Origin of the sequence: Micromonospora sp. H33, assembly GCF_052068455.1 — a bacterium.
Classification (GTDB): Bacteria; Actinomycetota; Actinomycetes; order Mycobacteriales; family Micromonosporaceae; genus Micromonospora.
Genome location: NZ_JBQHDE010000007.1, coordinates 1 through 22,766 on the forward strand (window position 1 = coordinate 1; position 22,766 = coordinate 22,766).

Sequence of the window (22,766 nt, forward strand, 5' to 3'; positions counted from 1 at the left end):
GACCGCTGGTATCCGTCCTCCAAGACCTGCTCGGACTGTGGCGCGGTGAAAACCAAGCTCGCCCTGTCCGAGCGCGAGTACGACTGCGAGGCGTGCGGCCTGGTGCTGGACCGGGACCTCAACGCCGCCCGCAACCTAGCCGCGATCGCGGCTGATGCATTCACCGCCGGGAGTGGCCCGGTGGCTGGACGTGGAGCCGACCGTAAGACCCGCCCCGGCGGGCCGGTGGCTGCGAAGCGTCAACCCGGCACCGCGCCCGTGGGTAAGACCGGGACCGCCGCACCGCAAGGCGCGGCTGCATGAGCACTCAAGAGCGCTCATCCGCAACGGTTCGTCTGGTCCTACCCGGAGCGCAGACCCGGTACGCCGCGCATCATCCGGACCGACATCGCGGTGCTGTACGTGGGCGACGAAGCGGAGAAGCAGGCGTTACTCCTCGGCGAGCCCGAGCTGTTCTTCACCACGCCCGCGTACGATGGGTTGCCCCTGGTCATGCTGCGGCTGGCGCAGGTGGACGTGGATCGTCTGAAGGAGCTCGTCACCGACGCGTGGCGCATGCGTGCCCCGGACTCGCTCGTCGGTGAGCTCGATGACGGCACCGACTCGTTGAACCCCCATCTGAGCAGCGCCGATCAGTAAGCCGGGGTAGCAGCAGTCGGCCGAACCCGTTGCGGTGGTCGAGGCCGGCCGGCGAGCACAGCGGTTCCCTGGATCGGGCCTGTCACGATGGGCGCTCGACCGGACATGGAGTAGACGTGAGTTCCGGGACTGAGCACGAGGACCGCTTCCGACGCGTCTACGCGGTCAACTTTGAGCCGCTCTTGGCGTACGCGACGCGGCGCGTCGAGCAGCCGGAAGACGCGGCCGACGTGGTCGCCGAGACCTTCCTCGTCGCCTGGCGGCGCAGCCGGGACATGCCGCCCGAGGCCGAGGCCCGGCTGTGGCTGTACGGCGTGGCTCGGCGGGTCCTGGCCAACCACCACCGCGGCGGGGTGCGCCGGGAACGGCTGGGCGAACGGCTGCGGCAACGGCTGAAGGTCGCCGTCGCCGTCGACCCGGGCAGCGAGGTACCCCGACGACTCACGGTCCAGGCCGCGCTGGCCCGGCTGGGTGAGTTGGACCGGGAGGTGTTGATGCTGACCTTCTGGGAGGGCCTGGAGCCGCGCGAGGCCGCCTCGGTCCTGCGCGTGAGCCCGGCCGCGGTCCGTACCCGGCTGTCGCGTGCCCGGGCCCGGTTGCGAGATCTCGTCGGTGACGACCTCGACCCGCCCGGACATGTACTTGACGTCATGGCCGCACCCGCCTCGGAGGAGGGCAGATGACCGACGAGCACCTCGACCGGATGGTCCGAGACGCCGACCCGTACCGCGCCGATGTCATCAGGCACCTCGACGGGGCCGCGCAGAACCTCCTGGAGGAGATCATGTCCGTACCGGCCCTCGAACGCGTCGACGAACCGCCGGGCAAGCGCCTCCGGGCACGCCGCGGCATGATGAGCGGCCTCGCCGGCGCAAGCGTCGCGGCCACCGTTCTCGCCGGTGTCCTGGCTGTCTCGATCATGAATGACGACCAGCCGGGAGGCGGCCCGGCTTCCCCGACGACCACCTCCGAAGCGACGAGGACAACCTCTTATCCGGCGATGGTGCTCAAAGCGGCCGAGGAGAACCCGCGGTTGCTGATCGACCAGCCCGGCTGGAAGGCGACCACCGTCTACGGATTCGCCGAGAAGGCAGGCACCATCGCGTTCAGCAACGGCGAACGGCAGCTGGAGATGAACTGGTACCCGGCCGGCCAGTACGGCGGCTACCACGAGGATCGGCTCCGGGTCAGCAAGCCGGAGCCGGTGAAGGTCGACGGCTGGCCGGGCGACCTGTTCCGGTACAGCGCGAGCGACTTCGCGGTCATGCTCCGTCCCCGGGACGGTTCCTTCGTCGAACTGCGCACCGGGGGCGCCTGGACGCGTAGCGAGTTCGATCAGGTTCTCGCCGACGTGATCCGCGTCGACGCCCGCACGTGGCTGGCCGCGCTTCCGGCGGAGATCGTCACACCGGAGCGGGTGGCCGAGCGGGCGGCCGAGGTACTCGTCGACGTGCCGCTCCCTCCGGGCTTCGACACTGCCGCGCTGAACGACCTCGGCACCAACGACGCCTATCAGTTCGGTGCCGGGGTGACCAGCCGGGTCGGCTGCGGGTGGATCGCCGAATGGCTGCGCGCGAAGAAGGCCGGCGACGACGCCGCCGTCCAGCGGGCCGGTGACGCGTTGCGCAGCAGCCACAAGTGGAAGGTGCTGCACCAGATGAACGACGAGGGTGACTGGCCGGAGGTGTTCTGGGAGACCGCCGACAAGGTGGCCGCCGGAGAGCCGCCCGCCGGGTACCGACAGGCCCTGGGCTGCGAGTAGCAGTCCCGGATCGGGCAGCTTCTCGGGCCGGGCGCCGGGGATCAGGGGATCCCCGGCGCCCGCTCGGCGATGGGTCCAGAACCGGCCCGACCCCCAACCGGTCAGGCGGGACGCAGGTGGGTGCGCCGGCTCTTGCGCCCCGCCTCGTACGCGGCCCGGGCGGCCCGCCCCTCCGCGGTGGTGGCGACCTCGGCGACCGGAACGTCCCACCAGGCGCCAGCGTCCGGACCGGCCTGGAACCGGTCGGTCTGCACGTGCAGCACGCTGGTCCGGGTCGCCGCCTTCGCCGTCGCCAGAGCCGTACGAAGCTGCTCCATGGTCGACACCCGGATCAGGTCGGCACCGAGGCTGGCCGCGTTGGCGCCGAGGTCGATCGGCAGCGGCGCCCCGGTCCGGTCGAGGTAGGCGGTACCGAGCCGGTGCGCGCCGACGCTCTCCGACAGCCGGCCGATCGAGGCGAAGCCGGAGTTGTCGACCAGCACCACCACCAGCTTGAGGCCCTCGGCGACCGCGGTGGCCAGCTCGCTCGGCAGCATCAGGTAGGACCCGTCGCCGACCAGCACGAACACCTCGCGCTCCGGCGCGGCCAGCTTCACCCCGATCCCGCCGGCGATCTCGTAACCCATGCAGGAGTAGCCGTACTCGACGTGGTAGCTCTTCGGGTCGCCGCTGCGCCACAGCCGGTGCAGGTCACCGGGCATGGACCCGGCCGCGCACACCACCACGCCGCGCGCGCCGGCGGCGTCGTTGACCGCGCCGATCACCGCGGTCTGGGTGAGCGGCGCGTCCGGGGCGACGTGCCGGGCACGGTCCGCGACGGCCGTCCACCGCTCCCGCAGTTGGCTCACCGAGACCCGGTACGCCGGCTCGGTGGCCCAGCCGGCGCAGGCCTCGCGGAGGGCGGTAAGGCTCTCCCGCGCGTCGCCGACGACCTGCGTACCGGACAGTTTGGCCGCGTCGAAGCCGGTGAGGTTCAGGTTCACGAAACGCACCTCGTCGCCGAACAGGGTGCCGGAGGCGGTGGTGAAGTCGCTGTAGCGGGTGCCCACCCCGATCACCACGTCCGCGCCGGCCGCGATCTCGTTGGCCGCGGTGGTCCCGGTGACGCCGACCGCGCCGAGGGCGAGCGGATGGCCGTACCGCATCGCGCCGGTGCCGGCCTGGGTCTCGGCCACGGGCACCCCGTGCTCCTCGGCGAACCGGCGCAGCGCCTCGGTGGCCCCGCTGTAGATCACCCCACCGCCGGCCACCACGAGCGGCCGGCGGGCCGCCCGCACGATCCCGGCCGCCCGGGCCAGCGCCGCCTCGTCGGCGCGGGGGCGCGGCACGTGCCAGACCCGTTCGGCGAACAGCTCGTCCGGCCAGTCGTACGCCTGGGCCTGCACGTCCTGCGGCAGGGCGAGGGTGACCGCGCCGGTCTCCGCCGGGTCGGTCAGCACCCGCATGGCGGCCAGCAGCGCCGCCGGCAGCTGTTCCGGCCGGTTGATCCGGTCCCAGTAGCGGGAGACGGGCCGAAGCGCGTCGGTGACGCTGACGTCGTAGGAGCGCTGGTCCTCCAGCTCCTGCAGCACGGGGTTGGCCACCCGGGTGGCGAAGATGTCGCCGGGCAGCAGCAGCACCGGCAGCCGGTTGATGGTGGCGCCGGCAGCGCCGGTGACCAGGTTGGTCGCGCCGGGTCCGATCGAGGTGGTGCAGGCCAGGGTGCTGAGCCGGTCGGTCATCCGGGCGTACGCCGCCGCCGTGTGCACCATGCCCTGCTCGGTGCGGCAAAGGTGGTACGGGAGGTCGGCGCCGGCGGTGACCAGGGCTTCGCCGATCCCGGCGACGTTGCCGTGGCCGAAGATGCCGAAGCAGGCGGGGATCAGCCGCTGCCGGCGCCCGTCGCGCTGGGACCACTGCCGGGCCAGGAACACCACCACCGCCTGCGCCACCGTCAACCTGGGCATGACGCCTCTTTCGTTCCGGGCCGGGTCAGCGGCAGCCGCGGGTCGACCTGCTGCCCGGCCCAGCTGCCCCGGATCCAGCCGTGCCGGGGATCGTCCACACAGGCCATGGTGCGGGCGGCGCCGGGTCCGGCCAGCACGTTGAGGTAGTACAGGTCGTAGCCGGGGGCGGCCATCGACGGCCCGTGGTAGCCGTACGGGACGAGCACCACGTCACCGGTGCGCACCTCGGCCAGCACGTCTATCGGCCGGTCTGCGGTGCCGTAGACCCGCTGGTAGCCCGCCGGACCCTCGCCGGGCGCGCCGCCGGCCACCTCGAAGTAGTAGATCTCCTCCAGCGCCGCCTCCACCCGTCCGTCGTCGTAGGCCCGGTCCTCCTCGTGCTTGTGCGGCGGGTACGACGACCAGTTCCCGCCGGGGGTGAGCACCTCCACGGCGACCAGCCGGTCGCAGTCGAAGGCGTCCGGCGCGCAGAAGTTGTTGACCTGCCGGCTGGCCGGCCCGGCGCCGCGCAGTTCCACCGGCACGTCCCGAGCCGCGCCGTAGCGGGGCGACAGCCGGCGGCCGGCCCGGGCGGACGGCAGGGCGAAGCGGCCCTCGCCGCGGATCGTCGCCGTGGCGTCCCGGGGCAGGTAGGCGAAGTCGGTGACCGCGGCGAACACCGACGTACGCCCGGTCAGGGTGAGCCGCAGCCCGTCGCAGTGCACGGTGGCGGCGCCGGCCAGCGGCAGGACCAGCATCTCCTCGTCTCCGGTGGCGAAGCTGACCTCGCCGCCGGCGGGCAGGGTGAGCACCCGCAGTCCCGCGTACCGCCAGCCGGCCCGCTCCGGAGTGACCTCCAGCGCCCACGGCGCGCGGGCGGCGCCGCCCCAGGTCAGGTGCGCCTCGCCAGTCCTCACGCGTCCTGCCCGGTGGGCAGCAGTGACCCGGCGAGGTCCACCGCGGCGGCCACGTCGTCGTCGGGCGGGTAGAGCAGCGCCCGGCCGACCACCAGGCCGCGCACGCCGGGTAGCCGCAGCGCCCGCTGCCACCGCGCGTACACCACGTCCGGCGCCTCCACCGGGTCGCCGCCGAGCAGCAGGACCGGCAGGGTGGTCGCGGCCATCACCCGCTCCATCTCGTCGATGGCCGGCAGCTTCAACCACGTGTACGCGCTGGTCGACCCGAGCGCCTGCCCGACGCTGACGCCCTTGATGACCGCCTCCGGGCGCAGGTCGGCGCTGACCCGGCCATCGTTGCGGGCCACCCACAGCGGCTCGACCAGAGCCACGGTGCGGTGGGCCGCGAGCGCGGTGACCGCCTGGGCGCAGGCCTGCAGGGTGGAGGCGCTGCCCGGGTCGTCCGGGTCGATCCGGCAGAGCATCTTGCCGCCGTCGTAGCCCATGGCGGCGATGCTGTCGGCGTCGTAGGCGGTGAACCGGTCGTCGAGTTCGAAGGTGGCGCCGGAGAGGCCGCCACGGTTCATCGAGCCGATGGCCAGGCGGTTCTCCAGCGCGCCGAGCAACAGCAGGTCCTCCAGGATGTCCGGGGTGCCGAGCACGCCGTCGACGCCCGGCCGGGACAGCGCCACGCGCAGCCGGTCGAGCAGGTCCACCCGCCCGGCCATGGCCATCGGCCGGTCCCGCACGCCGAGGGCGCCCCGGGCCGGGTGGTCGGCGGCGATGACGAACAGCGGCCGGCCCGGCTCGGGCCACGGCCGGCGGGTACGGCGGGCTGCGGCTTCGGCGATCGCCTGCGGCCGGTGCGCGCGGGTGCGGGTCAGCGCGTCGTACTCGGTGCTCACCGGTCATCTCCTGTCAGGACGGCGGTCGACGACGCCGGCCGCGGCCCGGCGTCCCCGGCCAGCGCCGCGGTCTCGGCGTAGTCGGGCATGGCGGCGGAGCAGGCCAGGCGGGAGGCGACGATGGCGCCGGCGGCGTTGGCGAAGCGCAGCGTCCGTTCCAGTGGCCAGCCGCGCAGCAGCCCCAGGCAGAGCGCGCCGCCGAACGCGTCGCCGGCGCCGAGCCCGTTGACCACGTCCACCGGCACCGGCGGCACCCGTACACTCTGCTCGGCGGTGCGGGCGAGCACCCCGGCCGGGCCGAGCTTGACCACGGCGAGCCGGGGCCCGCGTGCGAGCAGCAGGTCCGCGGCCCGGTCCGGGTCGCGGGTGCCGACCGCGATCTCCACCTCGTCGAGGTTGCCGACGGCGACGGTGACCCGGGGCAGCGCCTCGGCGACGGCGGCGGTCGCGGCGACCGGGTCGGGCCAGAACATCGGCCGGTAGTCCAGGTCCAGCACGGTGTGCGGGCGGCCGTCCCGGGCGGCCAGCGCGGCGGTGTGCGCGTCGCGGCTGGGCTGCTGGCACAGTCCGGTGCCGGTGAGCCAGAGGACGCGGGCGCCGACGATGGCGTCGAGGTCCAGCTCCTCGGGGCGGATCTGCAGGTCCGGGGCGGTGGGGGTGCGGTAGAACCAGAGCGGGAAGTGGTCCGGTGGGAAGATCTCGCAGAAGGTGATCGGGGTGGGCAGCCCCTCGACCGGGAGCACCTGGCTGTCGTCCACCCCGAACTCCCGCAGCGCCCGGTGCACGTAGCCGGCGAACGCGTCGGCGCCGGTGCGGGTGATGACCCCGGCGCGCAGGCCTTGCCGGCTGGCCGCGACCGCCACGTTGGTGGGGCTGCCGCCGAGGAACCTGCCGAACGTCTCGACGTCAGCCAGCGGCGTGGCGACCTGCAACGGATAGATGTCCACCCCGACCCGGCCGATGGTGAGCACATCGAGCATGCGGCGCCCTCCGTCCCGGCCGGCGTCGGCGTGCCCGCCAGCTCGATCCCGTCCCTGATTGGTAACAGTGCTCTACGAGTTGTGTCAATGTGTTGTCATGACATCCGCGCTCTGCGCTCGGTGACCCCTTCGGTACAGTGGCGCCCATCATCACGCCCGACCCCGCGCAGCCGAAGCGAGGAGGATTCCGTGACCGGCCCCGAGATCGCGGTCGACCGCAGCAGCCCGGTCCCGCTCTACTTCCAGGTCGCCGAGCAGTTCGCCGCGGCGATCCAGCGGGGTGACCTGGTCCCGGGCGACCGCCTGGACAGCGAGTTGCAACTGGCGGACCGGCTGGGGCTGTCCCGGCCCACCGTGCGGCAGGCGATCCAGCACCTGGTCGACAAGGGACTGATCGTGCGCCGTCGCGGCGTGGGCACCCAGGTGGTCCGGGGTGAGGTCCGCCGCGCGGTCGAGCTGACCAGCCTGCACGACGACCTGGTCCGCGCCGGCCAGCGACCGTCCACCTCGGTGCTGGAACTGGCAGTCGTGGCCTGCCCACCGGCGGTCGCCGCGGCGCTCGGAGTGCCGCCCGGCGGCGAGGTGCAGCACCTGCGCCGGCTGCGGTTCTCCGACGGGGAACCCCTCGCGGTGATGGAGAACTGGCTCCCGGTCGACCTGCCGCGGCTCACCATGGAGGCGTTGCAGGCCGACGGCCTGTACGCGATCCTGCGCGCCGGCGGACGGCGGATCCGGGGCGCCCACCAGCGGATCGGCGCGCGGGCCGCCACCGCCGCCGAGGCGCGGATGCTGGGCGAGCGGCGCGGCGCGCCGCTGCTCACCATGACCCGCACCGCGTATGACGACCAGGGCCGCTACGTCGAGCACGGCGCGCACATCTACCGGGCCAGCCGCTACTCCCTCGAGGTGACCGTCGCCGAGCGGTGACGGTGGATGTTTCCGGCTCATTTCAGTGACAGGTATTTACGTCGTCAAGCTGTCATGACATTGTGGCCGCAAGCACCGCCGGCGGCGGACGTGCGGCCGGCGGGCGACCTCCGCGAGTCTCTTCGAAGTCTCTCCTTGCGAAGGGAAACAGCCCATGTCAGCCAAGCCGAGACACGCAGCGGGCGTGCTCGCCGCACTCACCGCCGTCGCCCTCGCCGCCACGGCGTGCGGCGGCTCGGACGAGCCCGCCGGCAAGGACGCCAAGAACATCACCCTCACCATCTCCGCCAACGCGATCGCCGGCGGCAAGAACTCCGCGGGTGCGGAGTGGATCGAGAAGTGGGTCATCCCGAAGTTCGTCGAGGCGCAGAAGGCCAAGGGCGTCACCGCCAAGGTGACGTTCGTGCCCAGCGGCGTCGACGACGAGCAGTACAAGACCAAGCTGGCCCTGGACCTGCGGTCCAAGGGCGGCGCCGACGTGATCGCCGTGGACGGCATCTGGGTCGGCGAGTTCGTCCAGGCCGGCTACCTCAAGCCACTGTCCGAGGTGGCCGGGGACCAGGTCGACTCCTGGGAGGGCTGGTCGCAGATCCCCGACACCGTGCAGGGCCTCGGCTCGTTCGAGGACAAGCGCTACGCCATCCCGCTCGGCACCGACGGCCGGGTCCTCTACTACAACAAGAAGCTCTTCGCCCAGGCCGGCCTGCCCGCCGACTGGCAGCCCAGGAGCTGGCAGGAGATCCTCGACGCCGGCGCCAAGCTCAAGGCGCTGCCCGGGGTGACCCCGATCCAGATCAACGCCGGCACCGCGATGGGCGAGGCCACCTCCATGCAGGGCGCGCTGCCGCTGCTGGTCGGCGCCGGCGGCGAGATCTACAAGGACGGCAAGTGGGCCGGTGCCAGCCAACCGGTCAGGGACATGCTCGACTTCTACACCAAGGTCTACGGCGGCGGCCTGGGCGACCCGAAGCTCCAGCAGGAGGCCAAGGGGCGCGACAAGTCGTTCACCGAGTTCGCCGCCGGCAAGATCGGCATCCTGGCCGAGGGCGACTACTTCTGGCGCGGCGTGGTGAACCCCAAGGACGGCATCGCCAAGATGGCCGACCGGGACACCACCGTCGGGTACGCACTGATCCCGGCCAAGCAGCCCGGCGCCGGCATCCGCGGGCAGGACTTCGTCAGCATGTCCGGCGGCGGCGTGCGGGCGCTCAACCCCAACTCCAAGTTCCCGTCCCAGGCGTGGGAGCTGCTGTCGTTCATGCACTCGGCGGAGGCGGTCAAGGCCGAACTGGCCGGGGCCACCCGGATCACCGCCCGGACCGACGTGAACAAGGAGGTCCTCGCGGCCGACCCGATGCTCAACTTCGTCGCCGAGAAGGTGCTGCCGGTGACCGCGTACCGGCCGCCGCTGGCGGTGTACCCACAGGTGTCGGTGGCGCTGCAGGAGGCGACCGCAGCGGCCGCGTCCGGCAAGAGTGCCGACGAGGCGGCCACCGCGTACCAGAAGAAGGTCGAAGGGATCGTCGGTGGTCCAGGTAACGTCTCGTCCTGACGAGACGGTCGAGGGAGCGCGCCCGGCGACGGGCGCCTCCCCCGCCCCCGACGCCGCCGGGCTCGGCCGGGCCCGCGCCGCCGGCTTCCTCGTCCCGAGCATGGTGCTGATCCTGCTCTTCCTCGTGGTGCCGGCCGTCTGGACGATCTACCTGGGCATCACCAACTACCGGCTGACCGGCCTGGCCGCCGCCAGCCCGGAGATCGTCGGTCTGGACAACTACACTGCCGCGCTGGGCGACGAGCGGTTCCGCAACTCGCTGCTGCTGACCCTGCAGTTCGTCCTCGGCTCGGCGGTCATCGGCCAGGCCGGGCTGGGCTTCGCCATCGCCTTCGCGCTGCGCGACCGCCGCGGTCCGCTGCGTCGGATGGTCGAGGGGTTCGTCCTGCTCTCGTGGATCCTGCCCAGCTCGGTGGTCGCGTTCCTCTGGATCGCCCTGCTGGACCGCGACGGCGGCACGCTCAACGCGCTGCTCAGCATCCCCGGGACGGCCTGGCTGCTCGACCACCCGATGCTGTCGATCATCATCTTCAACACCTGGCGCGGCACCGCGTTCTCGATGATGCTCTACGCCGCCGCGCTCGAGAACGTCCCCCGCTCGCACCTGGAGACCGCCCGGCTGGCCGGCGCGTCCACCTGGCAGCAGCTGCGCGACGTCGTCTTCCCGCGCATCCGCGGGCACGTGCTGACCAACCTGCTGCTGATCAGCCTCTGGACGTTCAACGACTTCGCGCCGTTCCTCATCACCGCCGGCGGCCCCGAACAGCGTTCCGAGATCCTGCCGGTCTACGTCTACAAGGTGGCGCTCTCCGGCGGCGAACTCGGCTTCGGCGCCGCGATCTCGTTCATCATGCTGCTGATCAACCTGGTCATCGCGCTGGTCTACCTGCGCATGCTGGGCCGCCGGAAGGAGAAGGCGTGAGCACCGCGACCACCACGGCGCCCGCGCCGGCCACCGACCCGGCGCCCGACGGCCCGACCATCGCGGTCCGGCACCTGCTCGCCCGGATCGGCCGCTACGTCTTCCTCTGCGCCGTCCTCGGGTTCTTCGCGCTGCCGCTGCTGTGGCTGGCGACCGCCCCGTTCGACGACACCCCGACGATCACCGCCTCGCTGCCGCAGTTCACCCTGGACAACTTCCGCGCCCTGCTGGACAACCCGTACGCGCTCAGCTCCCTGCGCAACTCTGTCTACCTGGCCGCCGGCACCGCGGCGCTGGTGGTGACGTTCGCGGCGCTCGCCGCGTACGCGCTGAGCCGGGTCCGGGTGCCCGGCCGGGACGCGCTGCTCTACGGGCTGCTGCTGCTGTCGTCGATCGTCACCGGCACCGCCACCATGGTGCCGCTGTTCGAGCTGGCCTTCCGGCTCAACCTGATCGACTCCCGGCTCGGCGTCATCCTGATCCTCAGCGGCGGGCTGCTGCCCGCGGCCATCTTCATCCTGAAGGACTTCATGGACGCGACCCCGACGTCCTACGAGGAGTCCGCCCGGGTCTTCGGCGCCAGCCCGTTGCAGATCCTGCGGCACATCGTGGTGCCGCTGGTCCGCCCCGGCCTGGCCACCGTCGGCGTCTGGGCGGTCGCCAACGTCTGGGGCAACTTCCTGGTGCCGTTCCTGCTGCTGCGCGGCCCGGAGAAGGCCCCCGCCGCGGTGATCATGTACACCCTCTACACCGAGGGCGGCCAGGCCGACCTGCGGCTGCTCTCCACCTTCTCGCTGCTCTACTCGCTGCCGGTGGCGCTCATGTTCGTCTTCGTCAGCAGCCGGTACGGATTCCGCTTCCACGGAGGGATCAAGCGCTGATGTCCGCCATCACCATGCGCGAGCTGACCAAGGTCTACCCCGGCGGGGTACGCGCCCTGGACGCCCTCGACCTGGAGATCGCCGACGGCGAGTTCTTCGCCCTGCTCGGCCCGTCCGGCTGCGGCAAGACGACGTTGCTGCGCACCATCGCCGGGCTGGAGGTCGCGTCCGGGGGCAGGGTGCGCATCGGCGACCGCAACGTCACCAACCTGCCGCCGGGCAAGCGGGACGTCGCCATGGTCTTCCAGGACTACGCCCTCTTCCCGCACATGACCGTCCAGGACAACATCGCCTACCCGCTGCGGATCAAGAAGGTCGACCGGCGTGGCCGGGCCAGCAAGGCCGCCGAGACCGCCGACGAACTCGGCCTGTCCGCACTGCTGCAACGGCGCCCGGGGCAGCTCTCCGGCGGCCAGCAGCAGCGGGTTGCGCTCGCCCGGGCGATGGCCTGCCACCCCCAGGTGTTCCTGCTCGACGAACCGCTGTCCAACCTCGACGCCCGGCTCCGGCTGGAGGCGCGCACCTTCCTCAAGCGACTGCAACGGGAACTCGGCGTCACCACCGTCTTCGTCACCCACGACCAGGCCGAGGCGCTCGCCCTGGCCGACCGGATCGCGGTCATGGACGGCGGCCGGATCCGCCAGGTCGGCACCCCCACCGAGGTGTTCCGCCGCCCCGCCAACACCTTCGTCGCCGGGTTCATCGGCTCCACCCCGATGAACCTCGTCGACGCCCGGGTGCACGGCGACGAACTGGCCGTGGGACAGGCCCGCCTGCCGCTGCCCGACGACACCCGCGGCCAGGTCACCGACGGGGAACGGCTGGTCTACGGGGTCCGCCCGGAATACCTCGACTACTCCCCCACCCCGGTCCCGGGCGCGCTGTCCGGGCAGGTCGTGGTCGTGGAGAACCTGGGCAGCGTCTCCCTGGTCTCCCTGGACGTACCCGCCGCGGACACCGCCGACGCCGGCGACCCGGGCGATGCCGGCGCCGTCGGCCGGACCAGCGTGCAGGTCGTCGTCGCGGAGGGCCGCGAACCCGAACCGGGCGACACCGGCTGGGTGGTGCCCCGACCCGGCCGGTCCCTGCTCTACCGCGACGGCGACCTGATCACCGCCGCCGAACCGGCGAGCGTGCCGGCCCCCCGCGCCGGCGCCGGCGTGCAGGGCTGACCATGGTCGTGCACCGGGGCAGGTGGACGCTGCAGGACCGCGCCGACGACGTGATGCGGGCCCTGCCGGTCACCGTCGCGCCCGGCACCGCCGCGCTCACCGTCCGGCTGGACTACCCGCGTCAGGCCGGGGTGCTCGACCTCGGCTGCGTCGGACCGGACGGCTTCCGCGGCTGGTCGGGCGGTGCCCGCGACGGCTACACCATCGCCGCCGACCGGGCCACCCCCGGCTACCTGGCGGGTGAGCTGGAACCCGGCGAGTGGCAGGTGCTGCTGCGGCTGCACCGCATCCCGCCCGACGGGCTGGACTACGAGGTCACCGCCACCACCAGCACCACGCCGCCACCCGCACCCGAGCAGCCGGCCGCGCCTCCGCGGCCCGACCGGCCGCCCCGCCGGGACCTCCCCGACGTCGACGGCCGGCGCTGGCTCGCCGGTGACCTGCACGCGCACACCGTGCACAGCGACGGCGCGCACACCATCGACGAACTCGCCGCGCTCGCCGCCTCCCGCGGCCTGGACTTCCTCGCCGTCACCGACCACAACACGGTCAGCCACCACCCGTGGCTGCCGGACGCCTCCGCCCGCTACGGCATCACCCTCCTGCCCGGCCAGGAGGTGACCACCGACCGGGGGCACGCCAACGTGTTCGGCCCGGTGGGCTGGGTCGACTTCCGCCGGCCACCCGACGAGTGGCTCGCCGCCGCGCGACGCGACGGCGGACTCATGTCGGTCAACCACCCCCTCGGCGGCGACTGCGCCTGGCGCCAGCCGCTTGCCGATCGCACCCCCCTGGTCGAGGTGTGGCACTCCGGCTGGTGGGACCGCACCTGGGGCGCTCCGCTGGCCTGGGCGCGGGCGTGGCGGGCGGACGTCGTACCGGTCGGTGGCAGCGACTTCCACCGGCCCGGCGCCGACGCGCTGCCCGGCTCCCCCACCACCTGGCTGCTCGCCGACCGCGACGCGCCACCCGGGGACGCCGTGCTGGACGCGCTGCGCGGCGGCCGTACCGCCATCTCTGCCGACCCCGACGGGCCGCTGCTGCTGCGGCTGGGCGACGAGCTGCTGGCGCTCGACGCCGACGGCGCGCTGCTGGCCTACCCGGACGGGCGGCACCGGCTGGTCCGCGGCGACCGGTGCCTGCTACCGGCCGGCGACGGGCTGCACGTCCTGGAGTCCCACCGCATGGAGGTGATCGCACTGTGCAGCTGACCGGACGCACACGGGTGGCCGGCGCCCCCGTCAACTACGGCATCTACCAACCCACCGGCGCGCCCGTCGGCCCCGGGGACCTGCTCGCGGCACTGGCCCGCGACGGCTACACCGGCGTGGATTCCGGCCCCATCGGCTACCTCGGCACCGGCGAGACCCTGGCGCAACGGCTGGCCGCGGCCGGCATCGGCCTCGCCGGCGGCTGGGTCGACCTGCGCTTCGCCGACCCGGCCGGCTTCGCCGAGGACCTGGCCCAACTCGACGCCGCGCTCGACGTGTTCACCGCCGCGCCGGCCGAGGACCCCCGGTTCGCCCCCCGGCCGACGCTGGCCTGCCCTGGCAACCCGGCCCGGATGGCCCGCCCGGGCACCCCGATCGACCTGGCGTCGGCGCTGCCCGCCGCGGCCTGGCCGGACTTCGCCGCCCGGGTGCAGCAGGCCGCCGACCGGTGCCGCGACCGCGGCCTGGAACCGGTGTTCCACTACCACCTCGGCACCGACGTGGAGACCGAGGCGGAGGCCGACCGGCTGCTCGAACTCACCGACATCGCCATCTGCCTGGACACCGGACACCTGGCGCTGGCCGGCGGCGACCCGGTGGCCGCGGTACGCCACTGGGCCGGGCGGATCGGCCAGGTGCACCTGAAGGACGCCGACCTCGCCACCCACGCCCGGGTCCGGGCGGCCGGGGGCGGCCTGATGGACGTGGTCGCCGCCGGCGGCTTCTGCGCCCTGGGCCGCGGCGACGTCGACCTCGCCGGGGTGCTCGCCGGCCTCGACGACATCGGCTACACCGGTTGGCTGGTGATCGAGCAGGACGCTCCCGAGGACGGCCGGGACCTGGACCGGATCCGCGCCGACCAGCACGGCAACGCACGGTGGCTCGAGGAGGTCCTGCGATGACCGAGCCGGGTAAGCGGATCCGGATCGCGGTGGCCGGGCTGGGCATCATCGCCCGCACCGTGCATCTGCCGCTGCTGCAACGCCGTGACGACCTGTTCGAGATCGTGGCGCTGGCCGATCTGTCCCCGTCGCGAGTGACCGAGCTGGGCGAGCGGTACGGCGTCGAGCCGTCCCGCCGCTACACCGACGCGGTCCGGATGGTGACCGACGGCGGCTGCGACGGCGTGCTGCTGGCCACCTCCGGCTCACACGGCGAGCTGGCCGCGCTGGCGCTGCGCGCCGGACTGCCGGTGCTCTGCGAGAAGCCGCTGGCCTACACGCTCGCCGAGACCGCCCGGCTGGCCGAGCTGGGCGCCGGCACCGCGGCGCTGATGGTCGGCTACATGAAGCAGTACGACCCGGCGGTGGCGGAGGCCGCGCGGCTGCTGGCGGAGCTCGGTGGCGCGGAGCGGGTACACGCGGTGGAGGTGACCGTGCTGCACGCCGGCGGCGACCGGCAGCTGCGCTTCGCCAACCTGCCCCCGGCCGCCGGCGACGTGCCGGCCGAGGAGGTGGCCCGCCTCTCCGCCGCCGACCGGGAGCTGCTCGACGCCGCCGTCGGCGCCGACCCGGGCGCCCGCGCCCTCTACCAGATCCTGATCAACAGCATCTCCCACGACCTCTCCCTGCTGCGGCTGTTCACCGGCGCACCGGCCACCGTGGAGCACGTGGCCACTTGGCCGCTCACCCCCGACGGCCCGGCCGAGCCGTCGGTGGAGATCAGCGGGCGGCTGCCCGGCGGCGCCCGCTACGGCGTCCGGTGGCTGAACCTGCCGGACTACCCGGCCTACCGGGAGACGGTCACCCTGCACCACGCCCGCGGCTCGCTGGAGCTGGTGTTCCCGTCGCCGTACCTGCTCAACGCGCCCACCACGCTGACCGTGGTGGACGACCACGGCGGCGGCGAGCGGCGGGCCGCGTTCCGATCCGTGACCGAGGCGTTCGAGCAGGAACTGGTCGCGTTCCACGCGATGGTCACCGCGGGCGCCGCGCCGCTGACCGGCATCGCCGAGGGGACGGCCGACGTACGGACCAGCCAGCAGGTGGTACGCCGCTACGGTGAGCTGACCGGGGCGGCGATCGGCGGAGAGGCGGCCAGCTGATGACGCGACCGACCGAGATCATCGTGGTGCCACACACCCACTGGGACCGGGAGTGGTACGAGCCGTTCCAGCGGTTCCGGCTGCGGCTGGTGGCGCTGCTCGACGACGTGTTCGACCGGATGGAACGCGACCCGCAGCAGCGGTTCACCCTGGACGGGCAACTCGCCGCGGTCGACGACTACCTGGAGGTCCGCCCGGAACGGCGGGATCAGGTGATCGACCTGGTGCGCGCCGGACGGCTGGCGGTGGGCCCGTGGCAGATCCTGCTCGACGAGTTCCTCTGCTCCGGCGAGAACATCGTCCGCAACCTGGAACGCGGGCTGACCCGCAGCGCCGACCTGGGCGGGGCCATGCCGGTCGGCTACCTGCCCGACATGTTCGGCCACATCGCCCAGATGCCGCAGATCCTGGCCGGCGCCGGGCTGGCCCACGCCTGCGTGTTCCGCGGCGTACCGGAACGGATGCACCGCCACGCCTTCGCCTGGCAGGCGCCCGACGGCACCACCATCCGCACCGAGTACCTGCCCGGCGGCTACGGCAACGCCGCCGGCCTGATGGACGACGCCGCGCAGGTCACCCGCCGGGCGGGCGACCTCGCCACCAAGCTGGCCGCGTGGCGGTTCGACGGTGAGGACACCCCGGCGCTGGCCATGTACGGCACCGACCACGCCGCCCCGGCGCCGGACGCCCCCGACCTGCTGGCCGCCGCCGACCTCGCCGACACCCGGCTGCGGCTGGGCACCCTCGCCGAGTACGTCGCCACCCAGCCGGCCACCGTCGACGGGCTACCCGTCGTCCGCGGGGAGCTGCGCTCGCACGCCCGGGCGAACATCCTGCCCGGCGTGATCTCCGTCCGTGCCCACCTGAAGCAGGCGATGAACCGGGCCGAGCGGCGGGTCGAACGGTACGCCGAACCGCTCGCCGCGCTGACCCACGACGCGTCCGTGCAGCGCTTCCTCGACATGGCCTGGACCCGGCTGATCGACGCCAGCTGCCACGACTCGGTGACCGGCTGCGGCTGCGACGAGACCGCCGAGCAGGTCGGGGCCCGCCTCGCCGAGGCCGACCAGCTCGGCCGGGCGGTCTGCGACCTGGTCGGCGCGCGGCTGGCCGCGGCCGTGCCCCGGGACGGCTACCTGCTGTTCAACCCCACCCCGGCGGCCCGCACCGCCCTGGTGCGCCTGGACGTGGAGGCACCGGCCGACAGCACGGTGGCCCTGGCCGACGCCGCCGGCCGCAGCGTCAGCGCCCAGGTCCTCGACCGGGGTCGCACGCTGCTCGCCGACGACGTGGTGCCGGCAGCCGACCTGCCGGCCGTGCTCACCCGGGTGCACGGCCGGGAACTCTACGGCCAGGAGGTCACCGCCTGGTCCGTGTCGCCCGACGACGCCACCCTCACCTTCCAGGTGGCCCGGCACGGCGACCCCGCCTTCGACGTGGAGGACGTTCGGCTGGCGCTCGCCGCCGCCGGGCGGCCCGACCGGTGGCGGGTGCGGATCCTCGCCGCCCCCCGGGCCACCGTCGCCGCCCTGGTCGAGGTGCCGCCGCTGGGGCGCGCCGCGGTCCGGCCGGTGCCCCTGCCGGCGACCGGGGAACCGGGGTACGCCCCGGTCACGGTGGCCGGCCGCGGTCTGGACAACGGCCTGCTGCGCGTCGACGTCGCCGAGGACGGCACGCTGGCGCTGACCACCCCCGACGGCGTCACCGTGGACGGGGTGGGCCGCGTCGTCGACGGCGGCGACGTGGGCGACAGCTACAACTACGCCCCGCCGGCCGCCGACGAACTCGTCGACAAGCCGCGGGCGGTGCGCACCGTGGTGCGCCACGACGGGCCGCTGCTCGGCGTGGTGGACGTGGTGCGGGAGTACCGCTGGCCGGTGGCCGCGGACGTCGACGCCGGCTCCCGCGCCGTGGACCGCGAGCCGATCACCGTCACCACCCGGGTCGAGCTGCGCTGCGGCGAACGGTTCGTCCGGCTGCGCGTCGAGTTCGACAACCGCTGCGACGACCACCGGGTCCGGCTGCACCTGCCGCTGCCGTCACCGGCCGACACGTCGTACGCCGAGGGCCAGTTCGCCGTCGTCGAGCGAGGCCTGACCGCGGAGGGCGGCGGCGGTGAGGTGCCGCTGCCCACCTTCCCGGCCAACGGGTTCGTCGCCGCCGGCGGGCCGGACGGCGCGCTGGCGGTGTTGCTGACTCAGCCCACCGAGTACGAGCTGACCGACTCCGGCCGCGAACTGGCGGTCACCCTGCTGCGCGCGATCGGGATGCTGTCACGCAACCGGCACGCGCTGCGCGACGAGCCCGCCGGTCCGCAGCTGCCCACGCCCGAGGCGCAGTGCCGCGGCACCCGCACGATCGAGCTGGCGGTGCTGCCGTACCGGGACACCTGGCACGAGGCCGGGGTGCTGACCGCGGCCGAGGAGTACCGGCACGAGCTGCTGGCCTTCCCCGGCACCGCCGACCCCGGCACCGCGCTGCCCGCGCCGGCGATCGGGCTGTCCGTCGACGGCCCCGGTGTCGCGCTGACCAGCGTGCGGGACCGGGCCGGCCGCACCGAGGTGCGGCTGGTGGCGCAAACACCGGCGGACACCACCGCCGTGCTCGGCGGCGCGACCGTCCGCGGGGCGTGGCGGACCGACCTGCTCGGCCGGGCCGGGGAGCCGCTCGCTGTCGACGGTGACGGGCTGGTCCGGCTACCGCTGCGGGCCTGGGAGATCGCCACGGTGCAACTCGACCTGACCTGACCACACCTGCGAGTCGAACGAATCGTGCTACCCGACGACGACGCCGAGCTTTCTTGACTACCGTAGGTGCGGAGTCGGTCAGCGGAGAGCTACGCCAGCCGTGCGGCCGGGCGGCCCAGGTGCGCGGGGCCGGCGGAGACCACCGATGGCTGGAGGCGATGCCGGTGACGATGGAAGCGGAGCGCACGCTGCGGGCGGAGGAGGTCAGCCAGCTGGCTGAGCTTGCCGCACAGTTGCGGGTGGACTCGATCCGGTGCAGCACCAAGGCCGCGTCCGGGCATCCGACCTCGAGCCTGTCCGCCGCCGACCTGCTCGCCGTACTGATCTCCCGGCACCTGCGTTACGACTGGGCAGACCCCCGCGGTCGCGCCAACGACCACCTGATCTTCTCCAAGGGCCATGCCTCGCCGCTGCTGTACGCGGTCTTCAAAGCCGTCGGCGCCATCACCGACCAGGAGCTGGTCGACACGTACCGTCAGTTCGGGTCGCGCCTGCAGGGACACCCCACGCCGGCGCTGCCCTGGGTCGATGTCGCCACCGGTTCGCTCGGTCAGGGACTGCCCGTCGGCGTCGGGATCGCGCTGGCCGGCCGGTACCTCGACCAGCTGCCCTTCCACGTGTGGGTGCTGTGCGGGGACAGCGAAACGGCCGAGGGCTCGATCTGGGAGGCGCTGGACAAGGCCGGCCACTACGGGCTGCGCAACCTCACCGCGATCGTCGACGTGAACCGGTTCGGGCAACGCGGAGAGACCGAGCTGGAATGGGATCTGGACACCTACCGGCGACGGGTCGAGGCGTTCGGTTGCCAGGCGATCGTCGTCGACGGCCACGACCTGGTGGCCGTCGACGACGCGCTGCGCCGGGCCCGGCAGGCGACGGGCCCGACGGTGGTGCTCGCCCGGACGCTCAAGGGCAAGGGGGTGCCGGACGTCGAGAACCAGCCGGGCTGGCACGGCAAGCCGATGAAACCGGAGCAGGCGGAGCGGGCCGTCGACGCCCTCGGCGGGGTACGCCAGATCCGCGTCACCGGGCCGCGGCCCGAGCCGGCCCCGCCCGCCGCCACCCCCACCCGGGTTTCGCTCGAGCTGCCGCGCTACGACAAAGGGGCGAAGGTGGCCACCAGGAACGCGTACGGTGACGCGCTGCGGGCGCTGGGCTCGCGGCCGGACGTGATCGCCCTGGACGGCGAGGTCAGCGACTCCACCCGCGCCGACAGGTTCGCCGAGGCGTACCCCGACCGGTTCTTCGAGATGTTCATCTCGGAACAGCAGATGGTCGCCGCGGCGGTCGGACTGCAGGTGCGCGGATACCGGCCCTTCGCCTCGACCTTCGCGGCGTTTCTCTCCCGCGCGTACGACTTCATCCGGATGGCCGCCATCTCCCGCGCCGACATCGCGCTGTCCGGCTCGCACGCGGGCGTGGAGATCGGGGCGGACGGCCCGTCGCAGATGGGGCTGGAGGACCTGGCGGCGATGCGCGCCGTGCACGGCTCCACCGTTCTCTATCCCAGTGACGCCGTGTCGTGCGCCGCTCTCGTCGCGCAGATGGTCGACCGCAAGGGCATCAACTATGTGCGCACCACCCGGGGCGCGCACCCCGTGCTCTACGACAACGACGAGTCCTTCCCGGTCGGCGGCAGCAAGCAGCTGCGTGGCGGCAGCGAAGACCACGTCGCGCTCATCGGCGCCGGGGTGACGGTGCACAACTGCCTCGCCGCCGCGGAGGAGCTGGCGGGCGAGGGCGTCAGCGCCCGGGTCATCGACCTGTACTCGGTCAAGCCGCTGGACTCGCAGCGGTTGCTGGACGCCGTCCGGGACACGGGTGGCCGGCTGGTGGTCGTCGAGGACCACTACCCGCAGGGCGGCCTCGGTTCCGCCGTTCTCGAGTCGCTGGCCGGCCTCGCCGTGCCGGCGCGGGTGACCCAGCTGGCGGTACGCGGGCTGCCCACCTCCGGGACGCCCACCGAGCTGATGGACCAGGCAGGCATCGGCGTGAGCGCCGTCGTCGAGGCGGCGCGCGCCCTGCTCGCCCGCACTCGCTGACCCGCCGGCACCGGTCGGCGACCGGTACCTCGCAGCCGGGAGCCTCACACCTCCGCTGGGAGACCCGGTGCCGGGTCGGAGGCTGCGGCCGGGGAACGCCGAGCCCGGTGGGTGCGGTAGACCTCGACGCCGACCACGAGATCCTGCCACGGCATGCCGGTCCCCTTGAACAGCCGTGGCCCACCGGCGGGCACCTGCGCGCGGCCGGTCACCACGTCGCGCAGCGGATGCAGGTCCTCGGGCCGCACGACGCCGGCCGCCAGCGGGATGATGACGTCACCCGCCTCCCGCAGCGTGCTGGCGCGGGACTCGACGACGACGCCAGCGCGGGCGACGAGCGTGTCGTCGACCTCACGCGCGTGCGGAGAGTGCGAGCCCACGGCGACGACGACCGCGTCGGGCTTGACCAGAGCGCCGTCGAAGAGCGGCGTCGACGCGCTGGTGCAGCAGCAGATGATGTCCGCCCCCGTCACCGCCTCGGTGCACGAACCGGGACCGTAGACCCGGACCGGCGTACCCGTGCGGTCCAGCCGCGCGGCGAGCCGGTCGCGCCGCGAGCTGTCCCGTCCGACGAGTGAGATCTCGCTGATCTCGTGCAGCGCGCACATGGCCTCGACGTGGCCGCGCGCCTGGGGGCCGGTCCCGAACACCGTGAGCCGTAGCGGCTCGCCGGTGCTACGGGTCAGCAGGTGTCGCACCGCGAGCGCGGACACCGCGGGGGTGCGCAGATTCGTCAGGGCGGTGCCGTCGATGACGGCCACCGGACGTTGCCCCGGATCTTCGAAGAGGAGGAAGGCCCCCTGGATGAGCGGTAGACCCCGACTGGCATTGTCGGGAGTGCTGGACAGCAGCTTGCAGCCCGAGTAGCCGCCCCGCGTGGCGGGCATGATCAGCATCTCGCCGGTCTGCGTGGCCAGGCGCGAGCGTGGCGTTTCCCGCTCGGGGTCGAGGCCCTCGCGCAGGGCGGCCTCCAGCGCGTCCACGGCGACCCGGACCGGCGTTTCCGCGACGGCGTCCTCGGAGATCAGGTGCATGCCGGCGAAGGTCGGGGCCGAACTGGTCGGATCGGTCATGGTGGCCTCCGGGCGGCGGACGGATGATTGGACCACCTGGAGGTTAGAGCCTGCCCCCGGCCGTGCCGTCCTGACGGCGCGTCCACCCAGACCTGACCGTCGGGGAGAACCCGGTGAAACAATCATGGCGTTGCCGATCACATCGAAGAGCACTACTATAATGATCGCTTCCCTGCCAGGCCGGGGAAAGCGCCGAAAGAGCCGCCAAGAGCACGCGATTGACGGCTGGAAAGGACAGCGAAACAGGCTCAGCGACCGCCCGAAATGCGCGACGCACCAAGGCGCTTCGGCGGCGAGAGCTGCGGGGACGAGGCCGCAAGGAACCGGCACGCCGTTCTCCGGTCCGCAACCGGATTACGGCCGCGTTCACAATATCCACACACTGGAAAACCGCCGGACACAAATACCCCGAAACATTCTGGCCAGACCGCCACTACCGGGCAGGCGCTGATTCGCGCGGTCCGGAGTCGGTGGAACCCGGAAGGGGTGGGGATGAGGGGTATTCCGGCCGCGTCCTTGGTCATCGGCATCGCTTCCTCGCCGACCGAACGTAGGCAACTGGCGCACTTGCTCAGCGGGACGGAGGCGGTCCTGATCGTCTCCAGCGTCGAACAGGCACGGCAGTTCATGGACGTGTCCGCGAGGCCGAGCGCCGCGGTCATGGCCTGGCCCGTCCAGATCCGGCACGCCGAGGCCGTGGACGACGAGGGTACGCCCCCACCACCGGGCCTGAGCGTCGACTCCGACCGACGGATGCTGTGCTGGCTGGACCGCGAGATAGGACTCACCCCGTTGGAGCACGATCTCCTGGTGTGCCTGGTCGGGACTCCCGGACAGCTCTGGACCTCCGACCGGCTGCACCTGGAGGTGTGGGGCAACGAACGCCTCGGTCGCGGCTCCGACCTGCATTCGGTGGTGCGGAGGGTGCGGCGCAAGCTCGCCCGGCTGGGCGCCTCGGCGACGATCCACGCGGTGCGCGGGGTCGGCTTTCGCCTCTCCCTGGCCTGACCGCCGGCTGCGCCGGCGTCGCGGCCGGCAACCCAGACGTGATCCGGCCCGCCTGGCTGAAAGCCAGACGGGCCGGGTCT

19 protein-coding genes and 1 pseudogene are annotated in these 22,766 nt (G+C 73.2%); 15 read left to right on the forward strand and 5 right to left on the reverse strand.

Annotated elements, in window-relative coordinates; genetic code table 11:
• The 4 genes and pseudogenes from ACTMS0_RS17190 to ACTMS0_RS17205 all read left to right on the forward strand — a co-directional run.
• The coding region (locus tag ACTMS0_RS17190) for a zinc ribbon domain-containing protein (RefSeq protein ID WP_441156219.1) at positions 1-303 on the forward strand (303 nt) is incomplete at its 5' end.
• 27 nt (positions 304-330) lie between these two features.
• Positions 331-639: pseudogene (locus ACTMS0_RS17195) on the forward strand (hypothetical protein); the annotation flags it as partial.
• Positions 640-755: 116 nt separating this feature from the next.
• Positions 756-1,322: an RNA polymerase sigma factor gene (locus tag ACTMS0_RS17200; RefSeq protein WP_441156220.1), complete on the forward strand. Its 567-nt coding sequence runs from the start codon at positions 756-758 to the stop codon at positions 1,320-1,322.
• A complete protein-coding gene (locus ACTMS0_RS17205; RefSeq protein ID WP_441156221.1) occupies positions 1,319-2,401 on the forward strand; it encodes a hypothetical protein in 1,083 nt (360 codons plus the stop codon). Before ACTMS0_RS17200 ends, ACTMS0_RS17205 begins: the two co-directional genes overlap by 4 nt.
• A gap of 101 nt (positions 2,402-2,502) precedes the next feature.
• On the opposite strand, the gene iolD is transcribed toward ACTMS0_RS17205, so the two are convergent.
• Genes iolD through iolC form a run of 4 tightly spaced genes read right to left on the reverse strand, consistent with a single transcriptional unit; the run spans position 2,503 to position 7,107 of the window.
• Positions 2,503-4,347 (reverse strand): 3D-(3,5/4)-trihydroxycyclohexane-1,2-dione acylhydrolase (decyclizing), encoded by a 1,845-nt coding sequence (gene iolD, locus ACTMS0_RS17210; RefSeq protein ID WP_441156222.1) that lies wholly within the window; start codon positions 4,345-4,347, stop codon positions 2,503-2,505.
• Positions 4,335-5,243, reverse strand: a complete 909-nt coding sequence (gene iolB, locus ACTMS0_RS17215) for a 5-deoxy-glucuronate isomerase (protein WP_441156223.1) — start codon at positions 5,241-5,243, stop codon at positions 4,335-4,337. Before iolB ends, iolD begins: the two co-directional genes overlap by 13 nt.
• Complete coding sequence (locus ACTMS0_RS17220) at positions 5,240-6,127, reverse strand: Cgl0159 family (beta/alpha)8-fold protein (protein ID WP_441156224.1); 888 nt, start codon at positions 6,125-6,127, stop codon at positions 5,240-5,242. The genes iolB and ACTMS0_RS17220 overlap by 4 nt, the downstream gene beginning before the upstream one ends.
• Positions 6,124-7,107 carry a 5-dehydro-2-deoxygluconokinase gene (gene iolC, locus ACTMS0_RS17225; protein ID WP_441156225.1) on the reverse strand — a complete coding sequence of 328 codons (984 nt, stop codon included), beginning with the start codon at positions 7,105-7,107 and terminating at the stop codon, positions 6,124-6,126. The genes ACTMS0_RS17220 and iolC overlap by 4 nt, the downstream gene beginning before the upstream one ends.
• A gap of 189 nt (positions 7,108-7,296) precedes the next feature.
• Between iolC and ACTMS0_RS17230 the strand changes: the two genes are divergently transcribed.
• From ACTMS0_RS17230 to ACTMS0_RS17275, 10 genes are all read left to right on the forward strand, one after another.
• Positions 7,297-8,034, forward strand: a complete 738-nt coding sequence (locus ACTMS0_RS17230; protein ID WP_441156226.1) for a GntR family transcriptional regulator — start codon at positions 7,297-7,299, stop codon at positions 8,032-8,034.
• A gap of 154 nt (positions 8,035-8,188) precedes the next feature.
• Positions 8,189-9,586, forward strand: a complete 1,398-nt coding sequence (locus ACTMS0_RS17235; RefSeq protein WP_441156227.1) for an extracellular solute-binding protein — start codon at positions 8,189-8,191, stop codon at positions 9,584-9,586.
• Positions 9,561-10,508, forward strand: a complete 948-nt coding sequence (locus ACTMS0_RS17240) for a carbohydrate ABC transporter permease (RefSeq protein ID WP_441156228.1) — start codon at positions 9,561-9,563, stop codon at positions 10,506-10,508. Before ACTMS0_RS17235 ends, ACTMS0_RS17240 begins: the two co-directional genes overlap by 26 nt.
• A complete protein-coding gene (locus ACTMS0_RS17245) occupies positions 10,505-11,389 on the forward strand; it encodes a carbohydrate ABC transporter permease (RefSeq protein ID WP_441156229.1) in 885 nt (294 codons plus the stop codon). The genes ACTMS0_RS17240 and ACTMS0_RS17245 overlap by 4 nt, the downstream gene beginning before the upstream one ends.
• Positions 11,389-12,561, forward strand: a complete 1,173-nt coding sequence (locus ACTMS0_RS17250) for an ABC transporter ATP-binding protein (protein WP_441156230.1) — start codon at positions 11,389-11,391, stop codon at positions 12,559-12,561. Before ACTMS0_RS17245 ends, ACTMS0_RS17250 begins: the two co-directional genes overlap by 1 nt.
• 2 nt (positions 12,562-12,563) lie before the next feature.
• Entirely contained in the window at positions 12,564-13,772 is a 1,209-nt protein-coding gene (locus ACTMS0_RS17255; RefSeq protein ID WP_441156231.1) for a CehA/McbA family metallohydrolase, read from the forward strand.
• A complete protein-coding gene (locus ACTMS0_RS17260) occupies positions 13,763-14,674 on the forward strand; it encodes a sugar phosphate isomerase/epimerase family protein (protein WP_441156232.1) in 912 nt (303 codons plus the stop codon). The genes ACTMS0_RS17255 and ACTMS0_RS17260 overlap by 10 nt, the downstream gene beginning before the upstream one ends.
• Positions 14,671-15,816: a Gfo/Idh/MocA family protein gene (locus ACTMS0_RS17265; RefSeq protein WP_441156233.1), complete on the forward strand. Its 1,146-nt coding sequence runs from the start codon at positions 14,671-14,673 to the stop codon at positions 15,814-15,816. Before ACTMS0_RS17260 ends, ACTMS0_RS17265 begins: the two co-directional genes overlap by 4 nt.
• A complete protein-coding gene (locus ACTMS0_RS17270; protein WP_441156234.1) occupies positions 15,816-18,563 on the forward strand; it encodes a hypothetical protein in 2,748 nt (915 codons plus the stop codon). The genes ACTMS0_RS17265 and ACTMS0_RS17270 overlap by 1 nt, the downstream gene beginning before the upstream one ends.
• 170 nt (positions 18,564-18,733) lie before the next feature.
• Positions 18,734-20,605, forward strand: coding sequence for a transketolase (locus ACTMS0_RS17275; RefSeq protein ID WP_441156452.1), 1,872 nt, complete (start codon positions 18,734-18,736; stop codon positions 20,603-20,605).
• 44 nt (positions 20,606-20,649) lie between these two features.
• On the opposite strand, the gene ACTMS0_RS17280 is transcribed toward ACTMS0_RS17275, so the two are convergent.
• On the reverse strand, positions 20,650-21,678 hold the full coding sequence (locus ACTMS0_RS17280; RefSeq protein WP_441156235.1) for an ornithine cyclodeaminase family protein: 1,029 nt from the start codon (positions 21,676-21,678) through the stop codon (positions 20,650-20,652).
• 492 nt (positions 21,679-22,170) lie between these two features.
• Between ACTMS0_RS17280 and ACTMS0_RS17285 the strand changes: the two genes are divergently transcribed.
• Complete coding sequence (locus ACTMS0_RS17285; protein WP_441156236.1) at positions 22,171-22,686, forward strand: winged helix-turn-helix domain-containing protein; 516 nt, start codon at positions 22,171-22,173, stop codon at positions 22,684-22,686.
• The last annotated feature ends 80 nt before the right edge of the window (positions 22,687-22,766 follow it).

Coding starts and splice junctions, on each gene's coding strand:
- ACTMS0_RS17270 (WP_441156234.1), top strand. CDS start 15,816: ATGACGCGACCGACCGAGATCATCGTGGTGCCACACACCCACTGGGAC.
- ACTMS0_RS17265 (WP_441156233.1), top strand. CDS start 14,671: ATGACCGAGCCGGGTAAGCGGATCCGGATCGCGGTGGCCGGGCTGGGC.
- ACTMS0_RS17235 (WP_441156227.1), top strand. CDS start 8,189: ATGTCAGCCAAGCCGAGACACGCAGCGGGCGTGCTCGCCGCACTCACC.
- ACTMS0_RS17255 (WP_441156231.1), top strand. CDS start 12,564: ATGGTCGTGCACCGGGGCAGGTGGACGCTGCAGGACCGCGCCGACGAC.
- ACTMS0_RS17205 (WP_441156221.1), top strand. CDS start 1,319: ATGACCGACGAGCACCTCGACCGGATGGTCCGAGACGCCGACCCGTAC.
- ACTMS0_RS17250 (WP_441156230.1), top strand. CDS start 11,389: ATGTCCGCCATCACCATGCGCGAGCTGACCAAGGTCTACCCCGGCGGG.
- iolD (WP_441156222.1), bottom strand. CDS start 4,347: ATGCCCAGGTTGACGGTGGCGCAGGCGGTGGTGGTGTTCCTGGCCCGG.
- iolC (WP_441156225.1), bottom strand. CDS start 7,107: ATGCTCGATGTGCTCACCATCGGCCGGGTCGGGGTGGACATCTATCCG.
- ACTMS0_RS17275 (WP_441156452.1), top strand. CDS start 18,734: ATGGAAGCGGAGCGCACGCTGCGGGCGGAGGAGGTCAGCCAGCTGGCT.
- ACTMS0_RS17280 (WP_441156235.1), bottom strand. CDS start 21,678: ATGACCGATCCGACCAGTTCGGCCCCGACCTTCGCCGGCATGCACCTG.
- ACTMS0_RS17285 (WP_441156236.1), top strand. CDS start 22,171: ATGAGGGGTATTCCGGCCGCGTCCTTGGTCATCGGCATCGCTTCCTCG.